This window comes from Methanobacterium aggregans (genome assembly GCF_017874455.1).
Lineage (GTDB): Archaea > Methanobacteriota > Methanobacteria > Methanobacteriales > Methanobacteriaceae > Methanobacterium_C > Methanobacterium_C aggregans.
On sequence record NZ_JAGGLN010000004.1, the window covers coordinates 206,147 to 222,439 of the forward strand.

Consider the following 16,293-nt stretch of genomic DNA (forward strand, 5'->3'; position numbering starts at 1 on the left):
GTACAATCTTTATTACAAATTGTGGTTTATTAGAGTGTTTTAGGTGATAAAATGATGCTTGATGAAGTATTAAAAGCCAATGCAAATTTTGTTAAAGAGTTTGAACCTAAAAAAATGAGCCATATGCCCCAAAAGAAATTAGCAGTTGTAACGTGCATGGATACCAGACTAACAGGATTTTTAGAACATGCCATGGGCATTGGAAGAGGTGATGCCAAAATAATAAAAAATGCAGGTAACACCATAGTAGACAGGGACGTTATAAGATCCCTTGCAGCAGCAGTATATGCCCTTGGTGTAGAGGAGATCATGGTGGTTGGACACTACGATTGTGGGATGGCAAATGTAGATCCAGGGAAGATCCGTGCTGCTATGATGGATCGTGGAGTAGATCAAAAAACAGTTACAGAGCTTGATCTTAAGGAGTGGATAGGAGCCATTGATGACGAGGAAAAAAACGTGGTTCAAACTGTTGAAAAAATAAGGGGATCACAGTTCATTCCATCTGATGTACCTGTGCATGGCTTGATAATAGATCTATACCAGGGTAAATTGAAGGTACTTGTAGAAGATAAATGATTTTCTTCTTTTTTTCTTTATGGTCCTTAATTTAAGGATTGTTGATTCAATGAACTGAATTTTAATTATTAAATCCCAATTACAAGGTCAGGTAGTCAAAAAAATAGCGACTACAAACGCATAACTAATTACTTTTTTTTATGTCACCTTAGTCAGAATAGTACTATTCTTTGTAATATCTTTGTACTTTACCCCTCCAAAGAATAAAACGAAAGATTAATATTAAAAACAAATCATACTGAAATAAAATAACATAACGGAATTCAAAAACGAACCATATTCAAATAAAATGACATGTGGAGGAATTCAAATGAGCAAAATAAACAGACAGGAGATTCTTAGTATTTTGGATGGATACGATAAGGACAATATAACTATTGCGACCTTAGGAAGCCATACCTCCCTGCACATACTGAAAGGGGCAAAAAGAGAAGGATTTAAAACTGCTGTGGTCTGTGAGAAAGGAAGGGAAGTTCCATACCAAAGATTCGATGTTGCAGATGAATACATAATTGTTGACGAGTTCAAGGACATAGTTAACGAAGATGTGCAGCAGAAACTCAGGGATATGAACAGTATAGTGGTTCCTCACGGTTCATTCGTTGCATATGCAGGATTGGATAATGTTGAGGAGAAATTCAAGGTTCCAATGTTTGGTAACCGAGACGTGCTACGATGGGAGGCCGAAAGAGACCTCGAAAGAAAACTCATAACAGAGTCAGGTATAAGGATGCCATTTAAGTATAAGGAACCTGCTGATATTGACAGGGCCGTGATGGTGAAGTTCCCTGGGGCAAGGGGAGGTCGTGGATACTTCGTTGCATCTTCCACTGAGGAGTACAACAAAAAGATCGATGCAATGCTTGAAAGGAAATGGATAGAAGAGGAAGATGTTGCACAGGCCCACATAGAAGAATATGTTTCAGGCTGTAACTTCTGTGTGCATTATTTCTATTCTGTGTTAAAAGATGAGGTAGAAGTTCTGGGAATGGACAGCCGTTTTGAGTCAAATATCGATGGACTGTGCAGAATACCTGCCAAGGATCAGCTTGAAGTGGGACTGGATCCATCCTACGTTGTCACAGGAAATCATCCCGTGGTTATGAGGGAATCCCTGCTCCCACAGGTCTTTGAAATCGGTGACAATCTTGTTGAAACTGCAAAAGAACTCGTGAAACCTGGAATGAACGGTCCGTTCTGTCTACAGACCATGTGCACCGACAACCTGGAGATAGTTGTTTTTGAGATGAGTGCAAGAACCGATGGTGGAACCAACACCTTTATGGATGGCTCACCGTACAGTTACCTACTCTTCGGAGAACCTATGAGTATGGGTCGCAGGATATCCAGGGAAATTAAGAATGGAATTGAAGAAGACAGGTTAGACCTTTTAATAACCTGATATTTATTTCATTTATTTTAATGTTCCCTTATTTTTCTATTTTTAATGTTAGGTTTTTTTAGTTTTAAACTGATATTTTACCATAAAAATGGATATTACGTCTTTAAATCAATGATTAAGTTTTAATTGAATTTTTAAACTTGAATTGTTAAAAATATTTTTTAAAATAAAAAAAATATCTTTAGATGATTGAACTGAAAAAATAAAATGAAAACCTTTATAAACATTTTAAAATGAAAATAATTAAACAAAAAAGGTTTTACTTCAATTAAAATTAGGAAACTCATGAAAGAAATGAAAAAAAGTAAAACTAGTAATATTTATATAGCATGAATTTATAAAATAGGCATAGACAATTCTTATTTGAAAACTATTTTTATTTGCCGTATTTTTTTCGAGGTGTATTTAATGAACGATAAAAATCAATTAATAGGCACTACAACTGTTGGTTTGACCTGTAAAGATGGAGTTGTTTTCGCTACAGAAAGAAGAGCCACCATGGGCAATTTAGTAGCTCACAAGGTTGCAGAAAAGATCTTCAGAATAGACGACCACATAGGTGCAACAATTGCAGGGTCTGTTTCCCATGCACAGGTTTTAATGAAGTACATCAGTGCAGAGGTAGCACTTTACAGACTCAGAAACGGTGCCAGAATAAGCGTTGATTCTGCAGCAACACTAACATCCAACATATTACATTCAAACCCACTCTACGTCCAAACCCTCCTAGGGGGAGTGGATGCTAAAGGGCCAGCAATTTACTCACTGGATCCAGCAGGTGGAGTTGTAAAGGATATGGTCATATCCACAGGTTCAGGTTCACCATTCGCATACGGTGTGCTTGAAGACCGCTACAGTGAAGACCTCTACGTTGAAGAAGGTGTTGATGTGGCTGTAAGAGCAATAAAATCCGCAATTGAAAGAGACACCTACTCTGGTAATGGAATGCTGGTTGCAACCATTACTGAGGAAGAAGGATTCAAAATGTTGCCTCCTGAAGAGGTTGAAAAGAAGATTAAAGAATTAAACTAATTTTCAGTTTAAACTTTTAAACCTTTTTTATTAAATTAAATTATTATAAATTGTTTATAAATCGTAAACACAACTGTTTTAGTATCTAATTAATTCACAGTTGTTTTCTATTTTTTAGAAGTGATTATATGGGTTCAGAGATTCAAGAAATTAAAAATACAATAGTACAAAGATTACCCAAAAGAGTACAAGTAGCAAAGGTGGAATTTGAAGGTCCGGAGGTTGTGATCTACACAAAAAATCCGGAGATCATCACAGAGAATGGTGATCTTATAAGGGACCTTGCAAAGGACATAAGGAAACGTATAATTATACGTTCAGACCGTTCCGTTCTTATGGAGCCTGAAAAAGCAATTCAGAAGATCCATGAGATAGTTCCAGAAGATGCAAAGATAACCAACATCTCCTTTGATGATGTAACTTGCGAGGTAATAATAGAAGCCAGAAAACCTGGCCTTGTCATTGGTAAATACGGGTCAACATCCCGTGAAATAGTTAAAAATATTGGTTGGGCACCTAAAATTCTTAGAACTCCACCAATAACATCAGAAGTTATACAGAGGGTTAGAAGAACCCTTAGAAAAAACAGTAAAGAACGTAAGAAAATATTGCAGGATCTTGGAAACAGGATCCATAGGGAACTGCCATCAGAGAATGAATGGACTCGTTTAACATCATTAGGTGGTTTCAGAGAGGTTGGAAGATCTTCATTGTTTCTGCAGACAACCAACAGTAAGATACTCCTTGACTGTGGTGTTAACGTTGCAGGTACAGATGATAAAAGTTCATACCCCTACCTGAACGTTCCAGAATTTGTTTTAGACGATCTAGACGCAGTTATAATATCCCACGCCCACCTTGACCACTGCGGATTTTTACCCTACCTTTACCACTACGGATATGAAGGCCCTGTTTACTGTACAACTCCAACAAGGGACCTCATGACTCTTTTACAGCTTGATCATATTGACATAGCCCACAGGGAAGATAATCCATTACCATTCAATGTTAAACACGTTAAAAAGAGTATTAAACATACCATAACCCTTGACTACGGTGAAGTGACAGATATTGCTCCAGACATAAGGTTAACCCTTCACAATGCAGGGCACATACTTGGTTCTGCCATCACCCACATGCACATAGGTGACGGTCAGCACAACTTCGTTTACACTGGCGACTTCAAATTTGAAAGGAGCAGACTCCTTGAACCTGCAGTTAGTAAGTTTCCACGTATAGAATCCCTTGTTATGGAAAGTACGTATGGTGGACACGATGATGTTCAGCCAACACGCAACGATGCAGAGAAAGAGCTCGTTAAGATCATCTACAAAACACTTGAACGTGGTGGAAAGGTGTTAATACCAGTATTTGCTGTTGGACGTGCACAGGAACTTATGATAGTTCTTGATGAGTACATAAGACATGGAATCATTGATGAAGTACCCATTTACATAGATGGAATGATATGGGAAGCAACTGCCATACACACAGCCCGTCCAGAGTACCTGAGCAAAGACCTCAGGGATCAGATATTCCACATGGGAAGGAATCCATTCATATCCGAGGTATTCCACAAGGTCAACGGTGGCAATGAGAGGCAGAACATAGTTGAAGGAGAACCCGCAATAATTCTCTCAACATCTGGAATGCTTACAGGTGGAAATTCAGTTGAATACTTCAAATGGTTCTGCGAAGACGAGAAAAACACTCTGGTCTTTGTTGGTTACCAGTCCGAGGGATCCCTTGGTAGAAGGATTCAGAAGGGTTGGAAGGAAATACCACTTAAAGAAGAGGGTAAAACCAACGTTTACAACGTGAAGATGGAGATAAAAACCATTGAAGGTTTCAGTGGACACTCAGACAGGAAACAGTTAATGGACTACGTGAGAAGACTCTCACCAAAACCAGAGAAGATCATGATATGCCACGGTGACAACTACAAAACACTGGATCTTGCCTCAAGTATCTACAGACAGTACAAAATTGAGACAAAAACTCCAATGAACCTTGAAACCGTTCGAATACAGTGAAAAGTAGAAATTCCTTGATAAAAAAAGTTTTGAGGAAGATTCTACCACTTTTTTTAACTCCCTTCCTTTAATCTATTTTTAATTAACTTGTTTATTTTGATTCTACTAGGTTTTGATTTAGTTTTTGATTTAGCAATTTGAATTGATCTATTCTAATTTGAATGAATGATATCTCCCATAACTCAGATTAAAAACTTAAAATTCCTTATTAATCTCTCCACAAAATTTAATAAATCCTAAGTTCAAATATATATCTGGAGATGCTTGAAGAATATGTGCCTTTGAATACCTCAAATAAGTTAAAAAAAAGATTTTGAGGGGGGTGGAGGTGATATGGGGTTGAGATAACTTATAAAAAAAAGTATTGTCCCATTACGGTTTTTGAAAAGTCATACTTTGACAATGAACAAAAACATGAAGCCAATCATAAAAAATCCCAATTCGAAGCAGAACCTCTTAAACAGCTGGAAGAAATTTTAGACCACTTGAAAAAGTACCATGACAACACAGAGTTGAATTTGGGTATTAATTTACTGATAACTTTAACATCACATAAAAGAAGGGATGTGGTTGCATATTCCCTTGGACAGTTGTTCGTTTTAATACCAGAAATTCACATGCAAAGGTTGGTTTTTGAAGAACTGCAGTGCATGGAAAATGATGAAGATGAGTATGTGCGTAGATCTGCATTGGATTCCCTGGAAATAATTTCAGGCGAAGTGAATTATGCAGAACCCTTCAATTTAATCCCCGAAATGTTTGATGAATTTCAATCCATGATAAAAATAAATTTAAAATATTTTAAATCCCATAATACATCCATACCCTATTTTAAAGAATTAAAAAAAGTTTCTAATAAAATAACTTTTTTTAAACCTGATATTAAACTGAAAGAACGTTTAATACGTTTTTACAATATATTGAACTACTCATTGTACAAAAACTTCCTTTACTCCCGTATAATGAAATCCTTCCCAGAACTTGAGTGCCTTGAATATCTATTTGATGATATATTTGAGGAAAAACTGGTTGAAAATGGTGCAGATTCCTACTCAAAACTTTTAGAGTTTGAATCCGTGCAGAAAGATGCTTTGAACGAGTTATGTACTGTTTATGCCAGTAGTTTCCTTGAAAAGGGACATATTCGCAGGTTAAAAAGTTTTCTTGATGATGAAAATTACCATGTAAGACTCAGTGGAGTTAAGGCTTTAAGTTATGTTGCGAAGATATTAATTAGTTCCAACGAGAAAACATTCATGAAGAATTTAGAAACTTCAGTTTCAATGGAACTTGCTCATGGCAAAGAGATGGTATCACTTGAAAAATCCATTGCATGAACCTAATAACTAATTTAATAACTATTTTAGAATAAAAACCAAATAACTAAGAGTATCAGTAAAAACCAATTAAGGTTAAAAATAAATATAATGTGGTGAATTTATGGTAACGTATTCAGAATCTGGGGTAGATATAAGTCTTGAAGAAGTAACAGTTTCTGCACTAACTTCGAAACTGAAAGAAACCCTTAAATTTAGGGAGATAATAACAGAAAGTGGTCATTTTGCAGCACTTGTTAAACTCGGAGATAAAGGTATTGCAATGAGCACAGATGGTGTTGGCAGTAAGATACTGGTGGCTGAAATGATGGAAGACTTCAGCACGGTTGGAATAGACTGCATTGCAATGGTTGTAAATGATATCCTCTGTGTTGGAGCAGAGCCCATAGCAATGGTGGATTACCTTGCAGTTGAAAAGCCGGACCCTGAAGTTGCAGCTCAGATAGCTGAAGGCCTTCTTGAAGGGTGTAAACAGGCAAATATCGCAATGATGGGTGGAGAAACTGCATCACTCCCTGAGATAATAAAGAATTTTGACCTTGCAGGTACAGGAATTGGAATCGTTGATCTTGACAGTGTTGTAACCGGTAAAAACATCAACGAAGGGGATGTTTTAATTGGAATAGAAAGCAGTGGAATACACAGCAATGGGCTCAGCCTTGCAAGGAAGGTTTTCTTTGATGAAGCTGGACTCAAGGTTGATGACCCACTACCAGATGATCCCAACACAACCGTTGGTGAAGAACTTCTAAGACCAACGAAGATCTATGTGAAACCTATAGTGGAACTTTTAAAGGAAGATATTGATGTTCATGGACTTGCACATATAACTGGAGGTGGATTTACAAACCTGAAACGCCTTAAAAAAGGTGCGGGTTACGATATAAACTCACTCCCCGAACCTAAACCTCTCTTTAAGTCCCTCCATTCACTTGGAGTGCCCCTTGAGGAGATGTACAGGGTTTTTAATATGGGAATTGGTTTTGTTGTGATTGTAAATCCAGAAGATGCTGATGCAACAGTAAAGATTATAGAAAGGTACAACAAAGCTTATAAAATAGGGTACGCTTTAGACGACCAAGAAGAGAAGGTTAATGTAAAAACCTTAAAGGACACTATTATTCAGTTATAATTCAATTGAAGGTGCATACATGAACATACAAATAGACGAGGAAAGGTCAATAATCATCGAAATCCTGAAAAGGATGGACGTGTCAGAAGAGGACGCAAAGATCGTTGCAGATGTCACTGTAGACGCAGATTTAAAAGGATTTTCATCCCATGGAATAGGAAGATTCCCCCAGTACATCAAGGGATTAAGGGCAGGAACAATAAAAACAGATACAGAAATAGTTGTTGAGAAAGAAACTGTTTCAACAGCCCTCATAAATGGTAACCACAGATTTGGACATGTTGTGACCTCCAGGGGAATGGAGCTTGCAATAGAGAAAGCCAAAGAAACAGGAATAGGTCTTGTGGGTATTCATAACTCCAACCACTTCGGTGCCACAGGTTACTACACAGACATGGCCCTAATGGAGGACATGGTGGGTATTGCAATAGCCAACACAGAACCCGCAGTAGCTCCACTTGGAGGAAAAGAACCAATAATAGGTACAAATCCAATAGCAATTGGTATGCCTTCAAACAAGAACTACGTGTCTGTTGATATGGCAACATCAGCATCTGCAAGGGGAAAACTAATTGAAGCCATGAGAAAGGGTGAAAAAATACCCGAAAACGTTGCACTCGATGCAGATGGAAATCCAACCATAGACCCAGAAGCAGCACTTAAAGGTTCAATACTGCCATTTGGAGCCCATAAAGGATACGCACTTGCTTTCATGATCGAGTTGCTTGCAGGACCCCTTGTAAGGGCCGCTTGTGGTAAGGAAGTTACTGGAACAGCACATCCTGAGGAAATGTGTACAAAGGGAGATTTAATAGCTGCCATAGATCCTAGTAAGTTCGGTGACACTGAAACCTTCAAAACAGAAGTTGATGATTTCATATCTGAAGTTAAAGCCCCTGAAAACGTTTTCATACCTGGAGATATGGAAGTTCTCAACGTGAAAAAACACAAGGAAGAGGGTATTGAACTGGATGATAAACTCCTATCACAGCTCAAAGAAATATCAGAGGAAGTATCACTTGATCTGGAGGAAATTATAGGTGGAAAGTAGCCAAGCAGTTTATGAAGCCCTTAAAAAGGCAGGGATAAACTTCGTAGTCACACTTCCATGTGTGAACCTTGGAGAGGTTCTCAAGATGGTGGAGTGCGACCCTGAGATAAAACATGTTCCTGTTACAAGGGAAGAGGAAGGATTTGGGATATGTGCAGGGGCATTCATGGGTGGAAGAAAACCTGCAATACTCATGCAGAACTCTGGGCTGGGCAACTCTGTAAATGCATTGGCTTCACTATTTAAACTTTACCAGTTCCCTGTTCTTATGGTTATGAGCCACAGGGGGACGCTGGGCGAGAAGATATCAGCCCAGATACCCATGGGTAAAGCCACCCCAAAGGTCCTGGATGCACTGGACATGCCCTATTTCAACCCCAAAACTCCTGAAGAGGCATTGAAGGTTATTCCTGATGCTTGGGGTCTTTCAGAAACTGGTGGAACTCCTGTGGGAATTCTTCTTGATATCGGGTTCTGGTAATATAATCAAACCCGATAAATTCATTTTAGAATTAATTTTAAAATCTTTTTTTTGAACCTTAATTTTATCAAAATAAAGTTATAACCTATAACTCATTATTTTGATATCTTTTAGTGAATTATCTTTTAAAGGATTATATCTTAATGGATTATATCTTAAAAAAGAGTGCTAATTTCATCTTTTTCCTGCAAACCTTACACCCATATCAAAGGCTTTTTCACAGTCCCTGGGAAATACTTCTTTTCTTCTTTTAAGTTTTGATGCAGGGTCAAATCGTGAAGAAACATATTTGGAGTAATCATTGAACTGATATGTGTCTGTAACAAGTAAGGACTCTGATTCTCCAATTATACGGCCGGCAAGATGTTCTGCAACTTTGAAATGTTCAAGGTAAGCTATTTCATTCATTACCTTCTCAGTCACCCCCATGGTGTAAATAAAACCTACAGGTATTCTTTTAGGAAAAAGGGTTGATCCTTCAGCATCATAAACAAGATATGGAAATATCAACCTTTCAAAAAAGGATCTCATTTCACCTGTGGCTGCTCCAAGGTAAATGGGAGATCCGAGGATCAGTGCATCACTTTCAGTGATTTTGTCAAGTAGAGGGGTTAGATCGTCCTTGATGTCACATCTTCCGTAACTTCTTCCACCCTTTAACTTACAGGCAAAGCAGCTTTTACACCCTTTATAAGTCATATCGTACAAATGTATGAGTTCTGTTTCTGCTCCCTGTGATCTGGCACCTTCAAGGGCTTTTTCAAGGAGCGTTGCAGTGTTCCATTTCTTTCGGGGACTTCCATTGATTGCAGTAACCTTCATATATTTCAATCCCTCCTGAAATTGATTAAACTGGAAGTATTGATCTTTTAGATTTTAAGGGGATAATAATGGGATGTATTTTCAGTTGCGAATTTTTAGTATAAAACTACAAACCATACCAGTATTATATAATATTGAACTTAAATTCTAAACTTTTTAGTGTTGTTCAATTTTGAAAAGTTGGAATATTATAAATTTTAAAAAAAGGTTTAAAAAATGAGTTAGGGAATTAAATCCATTAATTAACAAGATCTTTTCCTATTTCCCTTGCCCTTCTCATAACCGCTTCATTACCTTTAATTTCACCAGGTTCATGGGTTCCCCCTGCAACCAGTGGATCCCTGACATTTCCAAACAAGCCGTACATATCTTTTACAGAGTTCAGGTAGTCTGTGAAAGCATTTTCATCAGGGTTTCCCTGTGCGAATGTGAGTGCAATATCTTTTTTACCGTATTTTTCCTCAAAACCTGTCATGAAGAATGCGTAAAGTCTGTCTGTGAATATTTTTGCCTGGGCTGACATCTGCCACATGTATATGGGTGCACCGAGTATGAATGCATCAGATTCTTTTATTTCTTTGTAAAGCGTCTGCATGTCGTCATCGGTGGCACATTCACCCCCATTGATTTTGCAGCGTTCGCACGCCTGGCATGGAGTTATTTTCAGTGCATTGAGGTTGAATATCTTTGTTTCTGCTCCGCTTTCAGAAGCTCCCTTCAACATTTCCTCAACCAGAATTTCAGTGTTTCCACCCTCCCTTGGGCTTCCTACAAATCCTACTACTTTCATGGTATGAACCTCCAGTTTCAATCAACAGAATAGTTGTATGTACAAACATATATAAGTGTTTTCATACAGATCATTGTTGTGGATCAGGGCGATTCTAGATCCCTGTGAAACCTAAGTTCATCTGATTCCAATGTACTCAACTCAAAAAGTGAATTTACACTCAGATATACTCAACTCAAAAAGTAAAATTCAAACAAATTTTTTTATACTACAAAAAATAGAGAATAAAAAGTAAGATATGTTAAAAAGTAAGGTTTTTTAACGTTTTAACTGCTTAAATTTCATGTAAAAATATTTTATCCAAGGAGAACGGATTATGAGTGATGGATATCTCTGTAACTGCCTGTATTTTACAAGCAACAGATTATCAAGAATATTAACAAAAATGGCTGAAGAAGAATTTAAGTCAGCGGGTTTGTTCCCATCACAGGCATTTGCCCTGATGATAATAAATAGAAACCCTGGAATATCTCAGAACAATCTCAGCCATGAGCTTGATATCAAACCATCAACTACCTCACGTTTCATAGACAAACTGGAACACAAATCCCTGGTTAAAAGAGAGGTTAAGGGTAAATCCTCATTTCTCCACCCCACAGAGGAGGGTGTTGATCTGATGGGGACCATTGAAGAATGCTGGAAAAACCTTTTAAACAGATATTCCAAGATATTGGGATTTGAAGAGGGTGAAAAGTTAGCCCAGTCAATTGATTTGGCATGCAACAAACTTGAACAGGATTTGTAATATTAACATCAAGCATATCATCATTTAACTATACATTTTATGGCCTGAACATGATTTAAACTAAAGGGGATGCGAAAATGGAGAAAATAGATGCAATTAAAATAATCACTGACGAGCTGGAAGATGAACTCGTTGTCTGCAACATAGGATTTCCATCAAGAGAACTTTACCACGTTAAAGACAAGTCCACCCACTTTTACATGCTGGGTTCAATGGGACTTGCATCCTCCATCGGCCTTGGACTTGCACTATCCACAGAACAAAAGGTCGTTGTTTTTGACGGTGACGGCTCAGTTCTCATGAACATGGGGAGTCTTGTAACAATTTACAATCAAAATCCAAAAAATCTGGTGCTTGTGGTGCTCGATAATGAATGCTACGGTTCAACAGGCTCCCAGTGTACCTACGCATCATCCTTCGACATGTGGAAGATTGCAGAGGGCATTGGATTCAAGGAAGTATTTTACTTCGAGGATGAAATAAATTTCAAGGAAGTTTTAGAGACAGAAGGTCCTGTTTTCGTCCATGTTAAGGTCGAACCGGGAAATGCAAATGTTCCAATAATACCCATGGATGCCTGTGCCATAAAGGAACGTTTCATGGCTGAAGTGAAACCTTGAATCCCCTTTTTATTTTTCAGGTTTATTTTTCAAGGGTTTTGGAAACCTCTTTAAGTGTTCCCTTGATGTCGATCATCTGTGGACATGTCCATTCACATTCACCACATTGGGTGCAGTTTGAAGCCCTTTCTTTCTCATTTAAAAGTCCGTAGTAGTTCATTCTGGCATTTTCAACATCGTTGTATATGTGTGCGCTGTTGAAATGTTTGAAGTTTCCTGGAATGTTCACGCCCTCAGGGCATGGCATGCAGTAGCCGCACTCAGTGCACAGTACCTTCATCCTCTGATGGTAAACCCTTCTAACTTCCCTTATAATATCCCTCTCGTCCTGAGTGAGTGACTCTGGAACTCCGGCCTCAGCTATTTTTAAGTTCTCTTCAAGCTGTTCAACTGTGTTCATACCACTTAAAACTGTGTTTATCTCGTTTTTATCCCATAGAAATCTTAAAGCCCATTCTGCAGGGCTTCTCTTTACTGGAGCTTCATTCCATAGTTCCTGAACCTCGGATGGTATTCCATTCACTAGGGATCCTCCCCTCAAGGGTTCCATCACAATGACTCCGATTCCCTGGCTTGAAGCATATCTTATACCATCGATTCCTGCCTGGTAGTTTTCATCTGCAATGTTGTACTGGACCTGACACACATCCCATTTGTAAGAGTCAACTATCTCAAAGAAAAGATCTATTTCATCGTGAAATGAGAATCCTGTGTATTTTATTCTGCCGTCTGCAACTGCATGGTCCAGGAACTCCAGAACTCCCAGGGATTTCAGATTTTCCCAGTAGTCCTTCTTAAGTGAGTGTAGAAGGTAGAAATCTATATGGTCTGTTTGAAGGCGTTCCATCTGTTCTTCAAGGTAGAAATCCATGTCTTCTCTTTTTTGGATCTTCCAGCTTGGAAGTTTGGTTGCAAGGTGAACCTTTTCCCTGTAACCGTCCTTGAGAAGTTCTCCAAGCACCTTTTCACTCTCACCATTGTGGTATGGGTGTGCAGTGTCAACGTAGTTAACTCCGCAGTCCACTGCATGGTGTAGGAGTTCTTTTGTTCGCTCAAAATCTATTTTATCGTACTGACCATCCAGAACAGGCAGGCGCATTGCACCGAAGCCTAGTATGGATACTTTTTCACTTGTGGAACCTAATTCACGATACAACATGTATTATACCTCAAAAATATGTAAGAATAAGAAGTTTTAATGTGTTTCAATTTAATGAAAAGCTTTAAAAAAGTTATATAAAAAAATTTATTTTCTTCTCCTCTCAAACTCCTCGAAGAGTTCGTCGAGTTCAACTCCCTTGTAAACCAGTAGCAGTAGTGTGTGGAATATGAGGTCTGCAGATTCATAAACAAGGTTTTCATCATTTTTAGATGCAATTAAAACTTCTGCAGCTTCTTCACCTATTTTTTCAAGGATCTTGTCCTCTGCACGTTTATTACTGTCACACATTATCTTAGAGGTGTATGAATCAATGGGATTGTCACGTCTATCCTCTAAAACCTGGTAAACTTCCCTTATTATTTCATCTTTCACTTTTTTATCTCCCTGAGAGGTCCTGTTATTGCTATTAGTGGATGTTGTGCATCATCTATTATTTCTATATCGTTGAATGAAAATATGCCGTTTTTGTCAGCTGTTTTTTCAAGTCCAAGCTTCATATCTTCATCTATCCTGATGACGTAGGAATCTATTTCTTTGTAACCTAGTTTTCGGGCTGCAACTGTCCTGTGATGGCCGTCAACAAGAACGAAACGATTTCCAACCTTAACAACTATGGTTGGTTCTGCAAGACCCCTTTTAAGTTCATAGGTTCTTCCCTGAAGTTCATCGGCGTATATTTTGTCCTGTGTTGGTCTCAGCTTCTCAATTGGGACTTTCATGCGTACTATCTTAGTTTTGATGTTGTAAAGCTGTTCCAGGGTTTTTTTGAAGTAGTTAACTTTCATTGGAGTGGATCTCTCAATATGGGACCGTACAATATCTGTGTTTGTTAATATTCCAACCAGATTTTCTTCTTTATCAACCACTGGGAGTCTTGAAATTCCCATACGGAACATGACCCTTGCAGCATCATTTATTGACATTTCCTGGTCAGATACAACAACATCCCTTGACATTATACCTTCAACATGTGGAACCCACTCCTTGAGAAGAAGGTCAAATGCTGTTACCATTCCAATAACCTTTCCATCGGTTTTAACAGGAAAACCATCGTGACCTGTTGCCTTCATTAACTTGATAACTTCTTCATTTGGAGTGTTGGGAGTTACAGTTATAACTTCTTTAGTCATATAATCCTTTACGAGGGCTGAACTTGTCATTCAAAATCTCCTAATCAATTATTATTGAATTTTATTATAAGTTTATTGTTGAGTTAAATGTTGCTGGATTAACTGGTGGATTGAGTTTCAACCAATTTTTTTTAATATTATTTAATTTTAAATTGTTTTTTTTTGAATGTGGTTTTTTTGAATATTTTTTTAGGGAGTTTTTAAGGTGTTCCCAGTATCATTTCTTCCATAAAATTTTAGTGTCTGATTCTATTTTAACGATTCTATGGTATGGAATGTGGGTTCCCTCCTTTAATATTAAAAATCCACCTTCTAAACTTTCTATTGAACTTCCAGGAATGGTTTTCAGGTTTCCATGTGCCCCTCTGTGGATGTAAGTTATCCTTGTTTTCTCAACATCCATCTTGGGATGCCAGAGTATCATATTCAGGATGTTCTTTGCCATCTTGAAAACCTGGAAAATTATCTTTAATTTTTCTTTAATTTTTTACAGTTCAGGAGCTCAATTTCTTTTTTTTAGGTTACCTTTATGAAATTTTAGAAAATTTTAGGAATAAATGAAATTTTTAATGAATTATCCCAAATTTATTCCTTTAATTCAGCTTCAATTAATTTATGAGTTTCACCAGGATCAGCTTTTCCCCGTGTAAGCCTCATAACCTGGCCTATAAGGAAGTTCATCGCGTTTTTCTTGCCTTCATGGTAATCTGAAACTGCTTCAGGGTTTTCAGCTATGGCCTGTTTCACTGCACCCACAACCACATCTTCCTCAACAACACCTAAAAGACCCATTTCCTCAGCTATGGTGGAGGGCATCTTGGAATTTTTCGGCAGTTTCTCCATGATCTTCTTACCTGCTTTCGCCGTGACCTTCTTATCTTGTAGAAGGTTGAGGAGATCTATAATTTGCGCAGGTGTTATTTCACTTTCCTTGAAGCTGAGCTTGTTGTAGTAAACAACACGTTTGAGTTCATCCCTCATCCAGAGTGCAGCGAAGTTTGGATCAACAACCTTTGCAACTTCTTCAAAGGCATCGGCAAGATCCAGTTCAGAGGTTAAGACCTTTGCATGATCCTTCTGAATTCCGTACTCTGCAACGAACCTGTCAGTTTTGATGTGTGAAGGTTCAGGCATTGCCTCCCTTATTGCCTCAACCCTCTCGGCCTCTGCAAGCATAGGGGGTAAATCCGGATCAGGTATGTACCTGTAATCCTCTGCTTCCTCTTTAAGACGCATTGGAACAGTTATCATCTGAGATTCCAGGAAAGCCCTTGTTTCCTGTTTTATTTCTATTCCACGTTTCAGGAGGTTTTTCTGGCGTATCATCTCAAACTTCAGGGCTTTGTAGGCACCTTTTATTGAGTTGACGTTTTTGATCTCTGCCCTTTTACCTCCCTCAAGGGATATGTTCACATCTGCACGCATTGTACCCTCTCCACGGGCACTTCCGCTGTACTCAAGAACCCTTATGAGTTCTCTGAGGAATGTACGGGCGGCTTCAGGTGAAGTCATGTCTGGCTCTGTCACTATCTCAATGAGTGGTATTCCAGACCTGTTGAAGTCCACAATTCCAAGGTCCGGCTTGTACTGACCAGGATCCTCTTCAATATGAACATCCCTTATCCTAACACCGTTTAAGTCACCTTCATATCCTATCGGGATTGAAGTACGCTGGTATCCTGATGAAAGATCAGGGTAGTCGTAGTGCTTCCTCTGGAAGTATGTGACCTCAGGTGCGATTTTACAGCCAAGCATGAGAGCTATTCTCACAGCCCCGTCCAGCGCATCCTTGTTCGGTGGGTATGGTTTGGCTCCTGGCTGGTTCAAACATACATGGCAGATGTTTGAGTTCGCTGGGGCTTCCTGATAATTTGTATGACAGGTACAGAATAACTTGGAATCAGTTTCAAGTTGAACATGAATTTCCAGTCCGCATTTCATCTTAATGGTTAATTCCTCCTTGAAAATCTAATGAGT

The 16,293-nt window shown here is 38.4% G+C and carries 17 protein-coding genes; 10 read left to right on the plus strand and 7 right to left on the minus strand.

The features are described 5' to 3' along the window. Positions 1-51: 51 nt before the first annotated feature. From J2756_RS07690 to comD, 8 genes are all read left to right on the plus strand, one after another. Positions 52-579 (plus strand): beta-class carbonic anhydrase, encoded by a 528-nt coding sequence (locus tag J2756_RS07690; RefSeq protein ID WP_209584305.1) that lies wholly within the window; start codon positions 52-54, stop codon positions 577-579. A gap of 310 nt (positions 580-889) precedes the next feature. Next, the gene (locus J2756_RS07695; RefSeq protein ID WP_209584307.1) at positions 890-1,981 is read left to right on the plus strand and encodes a formate--phosphoribosylaminoimidazolecarboxamide ligase; all 1,092 of its coding nucleotides are present in this window, start codon (positions 890-892) and stop codon (positions 1,979-1,981) included. Positions 1,982-2,389: 408 nt separating this feature from the next. Beyond that, on the plus strand, positions 2,390-3,013 hold the full coding sequence (gene psmB, locus J2756_RS07700; protein ID WP_209584309.1) for an archaeal proteasome endopeptidase complex subunit beta: 624 nt from the start codon (positions 2,390-2,392) through the stop codon (positions 3,011-3,013). A 128-nt stretch (positions 3,014-3,141) separates the two neighbouring features. After that, a complete protein-coding gene (locus J2756_RS07705; RefSeq protein ID WP_209584311.1) occupies positions 3,142-5,046 on the plus strand; it encodes a beta-CASP ribonuclease aCPSF1 in 1,905 nt (634 codons plus the stop codon). A gap of 485 nt (positions 5,047-5,531) precedes the next feature. Next, the gene (locus J2756_RS07710) at positions 5,532-6,383 is read left to right on the plus strand and encodes a hypothetical protein (protein ID WP_209584313.1); all 852 of its coding nucleotides are present in this window, start codon (positions 5,532-5,534) and stop codon (positions 6,381-6,383) included. Positions 6,384-6,486: 103 nt separating this feature from the next. Then, on the plus strand, positions 6,487-7,515 hold the full coding sequence (purM, locus tag J2756_RS07715) for a phosphoribosylformylglycinamidine cyclo-ligase (protein WP_209584318.1): 1,029 nt from the start codon (positions 6,487-6,489) through the stop codon (positions 7,513-7,515). Between the two features lie 19 nt (positions 7,516-7,534). Then, on the plus strand, positions 7,535-8,566 hold the full coding sequence (gene comC / locus J2756_RS07720) for an L-sulfolactate dehydrogenase (protein ID WP_209584319.1): 1,032 nt from the start codon (positions 7,535-7,537) through the stop codon (positions 8,564-8,566). Further along, on the plus strand, positions 8,556-9,047 hold the full coding sequence (gene comD, locus J2756_RS07725) for a sulfopyruvate decarboxylase subunit alpha (protein WP_209584320.1): 492 nt from the start codon (positions 8,556-8,558) through the stop codon (positions 9,045-9,047). The genes comC and comD overlap by 11 nt, the downstream gene beginning before the upstream one ends. Before the next feature lie 174 nt (positions 9,048-9,221). Here the strand turns inward: comD and J2756_RS07730 are convergent, their stop codons facing one another. Further along, entirely contained in the window at positions 9,222-9,869 is a 648-nt protein-coding gene (locus J2756_RS07730; RefSeq protein WP_209584321.1) for a flavodoxin family protein, read from the minus strand. A gap of 238 nt (positions 9,870-10,107) precedes the next feature. Continuing rightward, positions 10,108-10,659: a flavodoxin family protein gene (locus tag J2756_RS07735; RefSeq protein WP_209584322.1), complete on the minus strand. Its 552-nt coding sequence runs from the start codon at positions 10,657-10,659 to the stop codon at positions 10,108-10,110. Positions 10,660-10,975: 316 nt separating this feature from the next. Between J2756_RS07735 and J2756_RS07740 the strand changes: the two genes are divergently transcribed. Continuing rightward, positions 10,976-11,404: a MarR family winged helix-turn-helix transcriptional regulator gene (locus J2756_RS07740; RefSeq protein ID WP_209584323.1), complete on the plus strand. Its 429-nt coding sequence runs from the start codon at positions 10,976-10,978 to the stop codon at positions 11,402-11,404. Positions 11,405-11,481: 77 nt separating this feature from the next. Then, on the plus strand, positions 11,482-12,024 hold the full coding sequence (gene comE, locus J2756_RS07745; protein ID WP_209584326.1) for a sulfopyruvate decarboxylase subunit beta: 543 nt from the start codon (positions 11,482-11,484) through the stop codon (positions 12,022-12,024). 22 nt (positions 12,025-12,046) lie between these two features. On the opposite strand, the gene J2756_RS07750 is transcribed toward comE, so the two are convergent. The 5 genes from J2756_RS07750 to gatB form a co-directional block, all read right to left on the minus strand. Next, entirely contained in the window at positions 12,047-13,183 is a 1,137-nt protein-coding gene (locus J2756_RS07750; protein ID WP_209584327.1) for an aldo/keto reductase, read from the minus strand. An 87-nt stretch (positions 13,184-13,270) separates the two neighbouring features. After that, positions 13,271-13,558 carry a phosphoribosyl-ATP diphosphatase gene (gene hisE, locus J2756_RS07755; RefSeq protein WP_209584329.1) on the minus strand — a complete coding sequence of 96 codons (288 nt, stop codon included), beginning with the start codon at positions 13,556-13,558 and terminating at the stop codon, positions 13,271-13,273. After that, complete coding sequence (locus J2756_RS07760) at positions 13,555-14,346, minus strand: CBS domain-containing ParB/RepB/Spo0J family partition protein (RefSeq protein WP_209584339.1); 792 nt, start codon at positions 14,344-14,346, stop codon at positions 13,555-13,557. Before J2756_RS07760 ends, hisE begins: the two co-directional genes overlap by 4 nt. Before the next feature lie 187 nt (positions 14,347-14,533). Beyond that, positions 14,534-14,761 carry a DUF504 domain-containing protein gene (locus J2756_RS07765; RefSeq protein ID WP_209584340.1) on the minus strand — a complete coding sequence of 76 codons (228 nt, stop codon included), beginning with the start codon at positions 14,759-14,761 and terminating at the stop codon, positions 14,534-14,536. 140 nt (positions 14,762-14,901) lie between these two features. Next, complete coding sequence (gene gatB, locus J2756_RS07770; protein ID WP_209584343.1) at positions 14,902-16,257, minus strand: Asp-tRNA(Asn)/Glu-tRNA(Gln) amidotransferase subunit GatB; 1,356 nt, start codon at positions 16,255-16,257, stop codon at positions 14,902-14,904. Between the last annotated feature and the right edge of the window lie 36 nt (positions 16,258-16,293).

What these genes read in the sequence shown, in the direction of transcription:
- purM (WP_209584318.1), top strand. Translation starts at nt 6,487, where the DNA reads ATGGTAACGTATTCAGAATCTGGGGTAGATATAAGTCTTGAAGAAGTA.
- psmB (WP_209584309.1), top strand. Translation starts at nt 2,390, where the DNA reads ATGAACGATAAAAATCAATTAATAGGCACTACAACTGTTGGTTTGACC.
- J2756_RS07690 (WP_209584305.1), top strand. Translation starts at nt 52, where the DNA reads ATGATGCTTGATGAAGTATTAAAAGCCAATGCAAATTTTGTTAAAGAG.
- J2756_RS07765 (WP_209584340.1), bottom strand. Translation starts at nt 14,761, where the DNA reads ATGGCAAAGAACATCCTGAATATGATACTCTGGCATCCCAAGATGGAT.
- J2756_RS07750 (WP_209584327.1), bottom strand. Translation starts at nt 13,183, where the DNA reads ATGTTGTATCGTGAATTAGGTTCCACAAGTGAAAAAGTATCCATACTA.
- comE (WP_209584326.1), top strand. Translation starts at nt 11,482, where the DNA reads ATGGAGAAAATAGATGCAATTAAAATAATCACTGACGAGCTGGAAGAT.
- J2756_RS07760 (WP_209584339.1), bottom strand. Translation starts at nt 14,346, where the DNA reads ATGACAAGTTCAGCCCTCGTAAAGGATTATATGACTAAAGAAGTTATA.
- J2756_RS07730 (WP_209584321.1), bottom strand. Translation starts at nt 9,869, where the DNA reads ATGAAGGTTACTGCAATCAATGGAAGTCCCCGAAAGAAATGGAACACT.
- J2756_RS07735 (WP_209584322.1), bottom strand. Translation starts at nt 10,659, where the DNA reads ATGAAAGTAGTAGGATTTGTAGGAAGCCCAAGGGAGGGTGGAAACACT.
- comC (WP_209584319.1), top strand. Translation starts at nt 7,535, where the DNA reads ATGAACATACAAATAGACGAGGAAAGGTCAATAATCATCGAAATCCTG.
- gatB (WP_209584343.1), bottom strand. Translation starts at nt 16,257, where the DNA reads ATGAAATGCGGACTGGAAATTCATGTTCAACTTGAAACTGATTCCAAG.
- J2756_RS07705 (WP_209584311.1), top strand. Translation starts at nt 3,142, where the DNA reads ATGGGTTCAGAGATTCAAGAAATTAAAAATACAATAGTACAAAGATTA.
- J2756_RS07695 (WP_209584307.1), top strand. Translation starts at nt 890, where the DNA reads ATGAGCAAAATAAACAGACAGGAGATTCTTAGTATTTTGGATGGATAC.
- J2756_RS07740 (WP_209584323.1), top strand. Translation starts at nt 10,976, where the DNA reads ATGAGTGATGGATATCTCTGTAACTGCCTGTATTTTACAAGCAACAGA.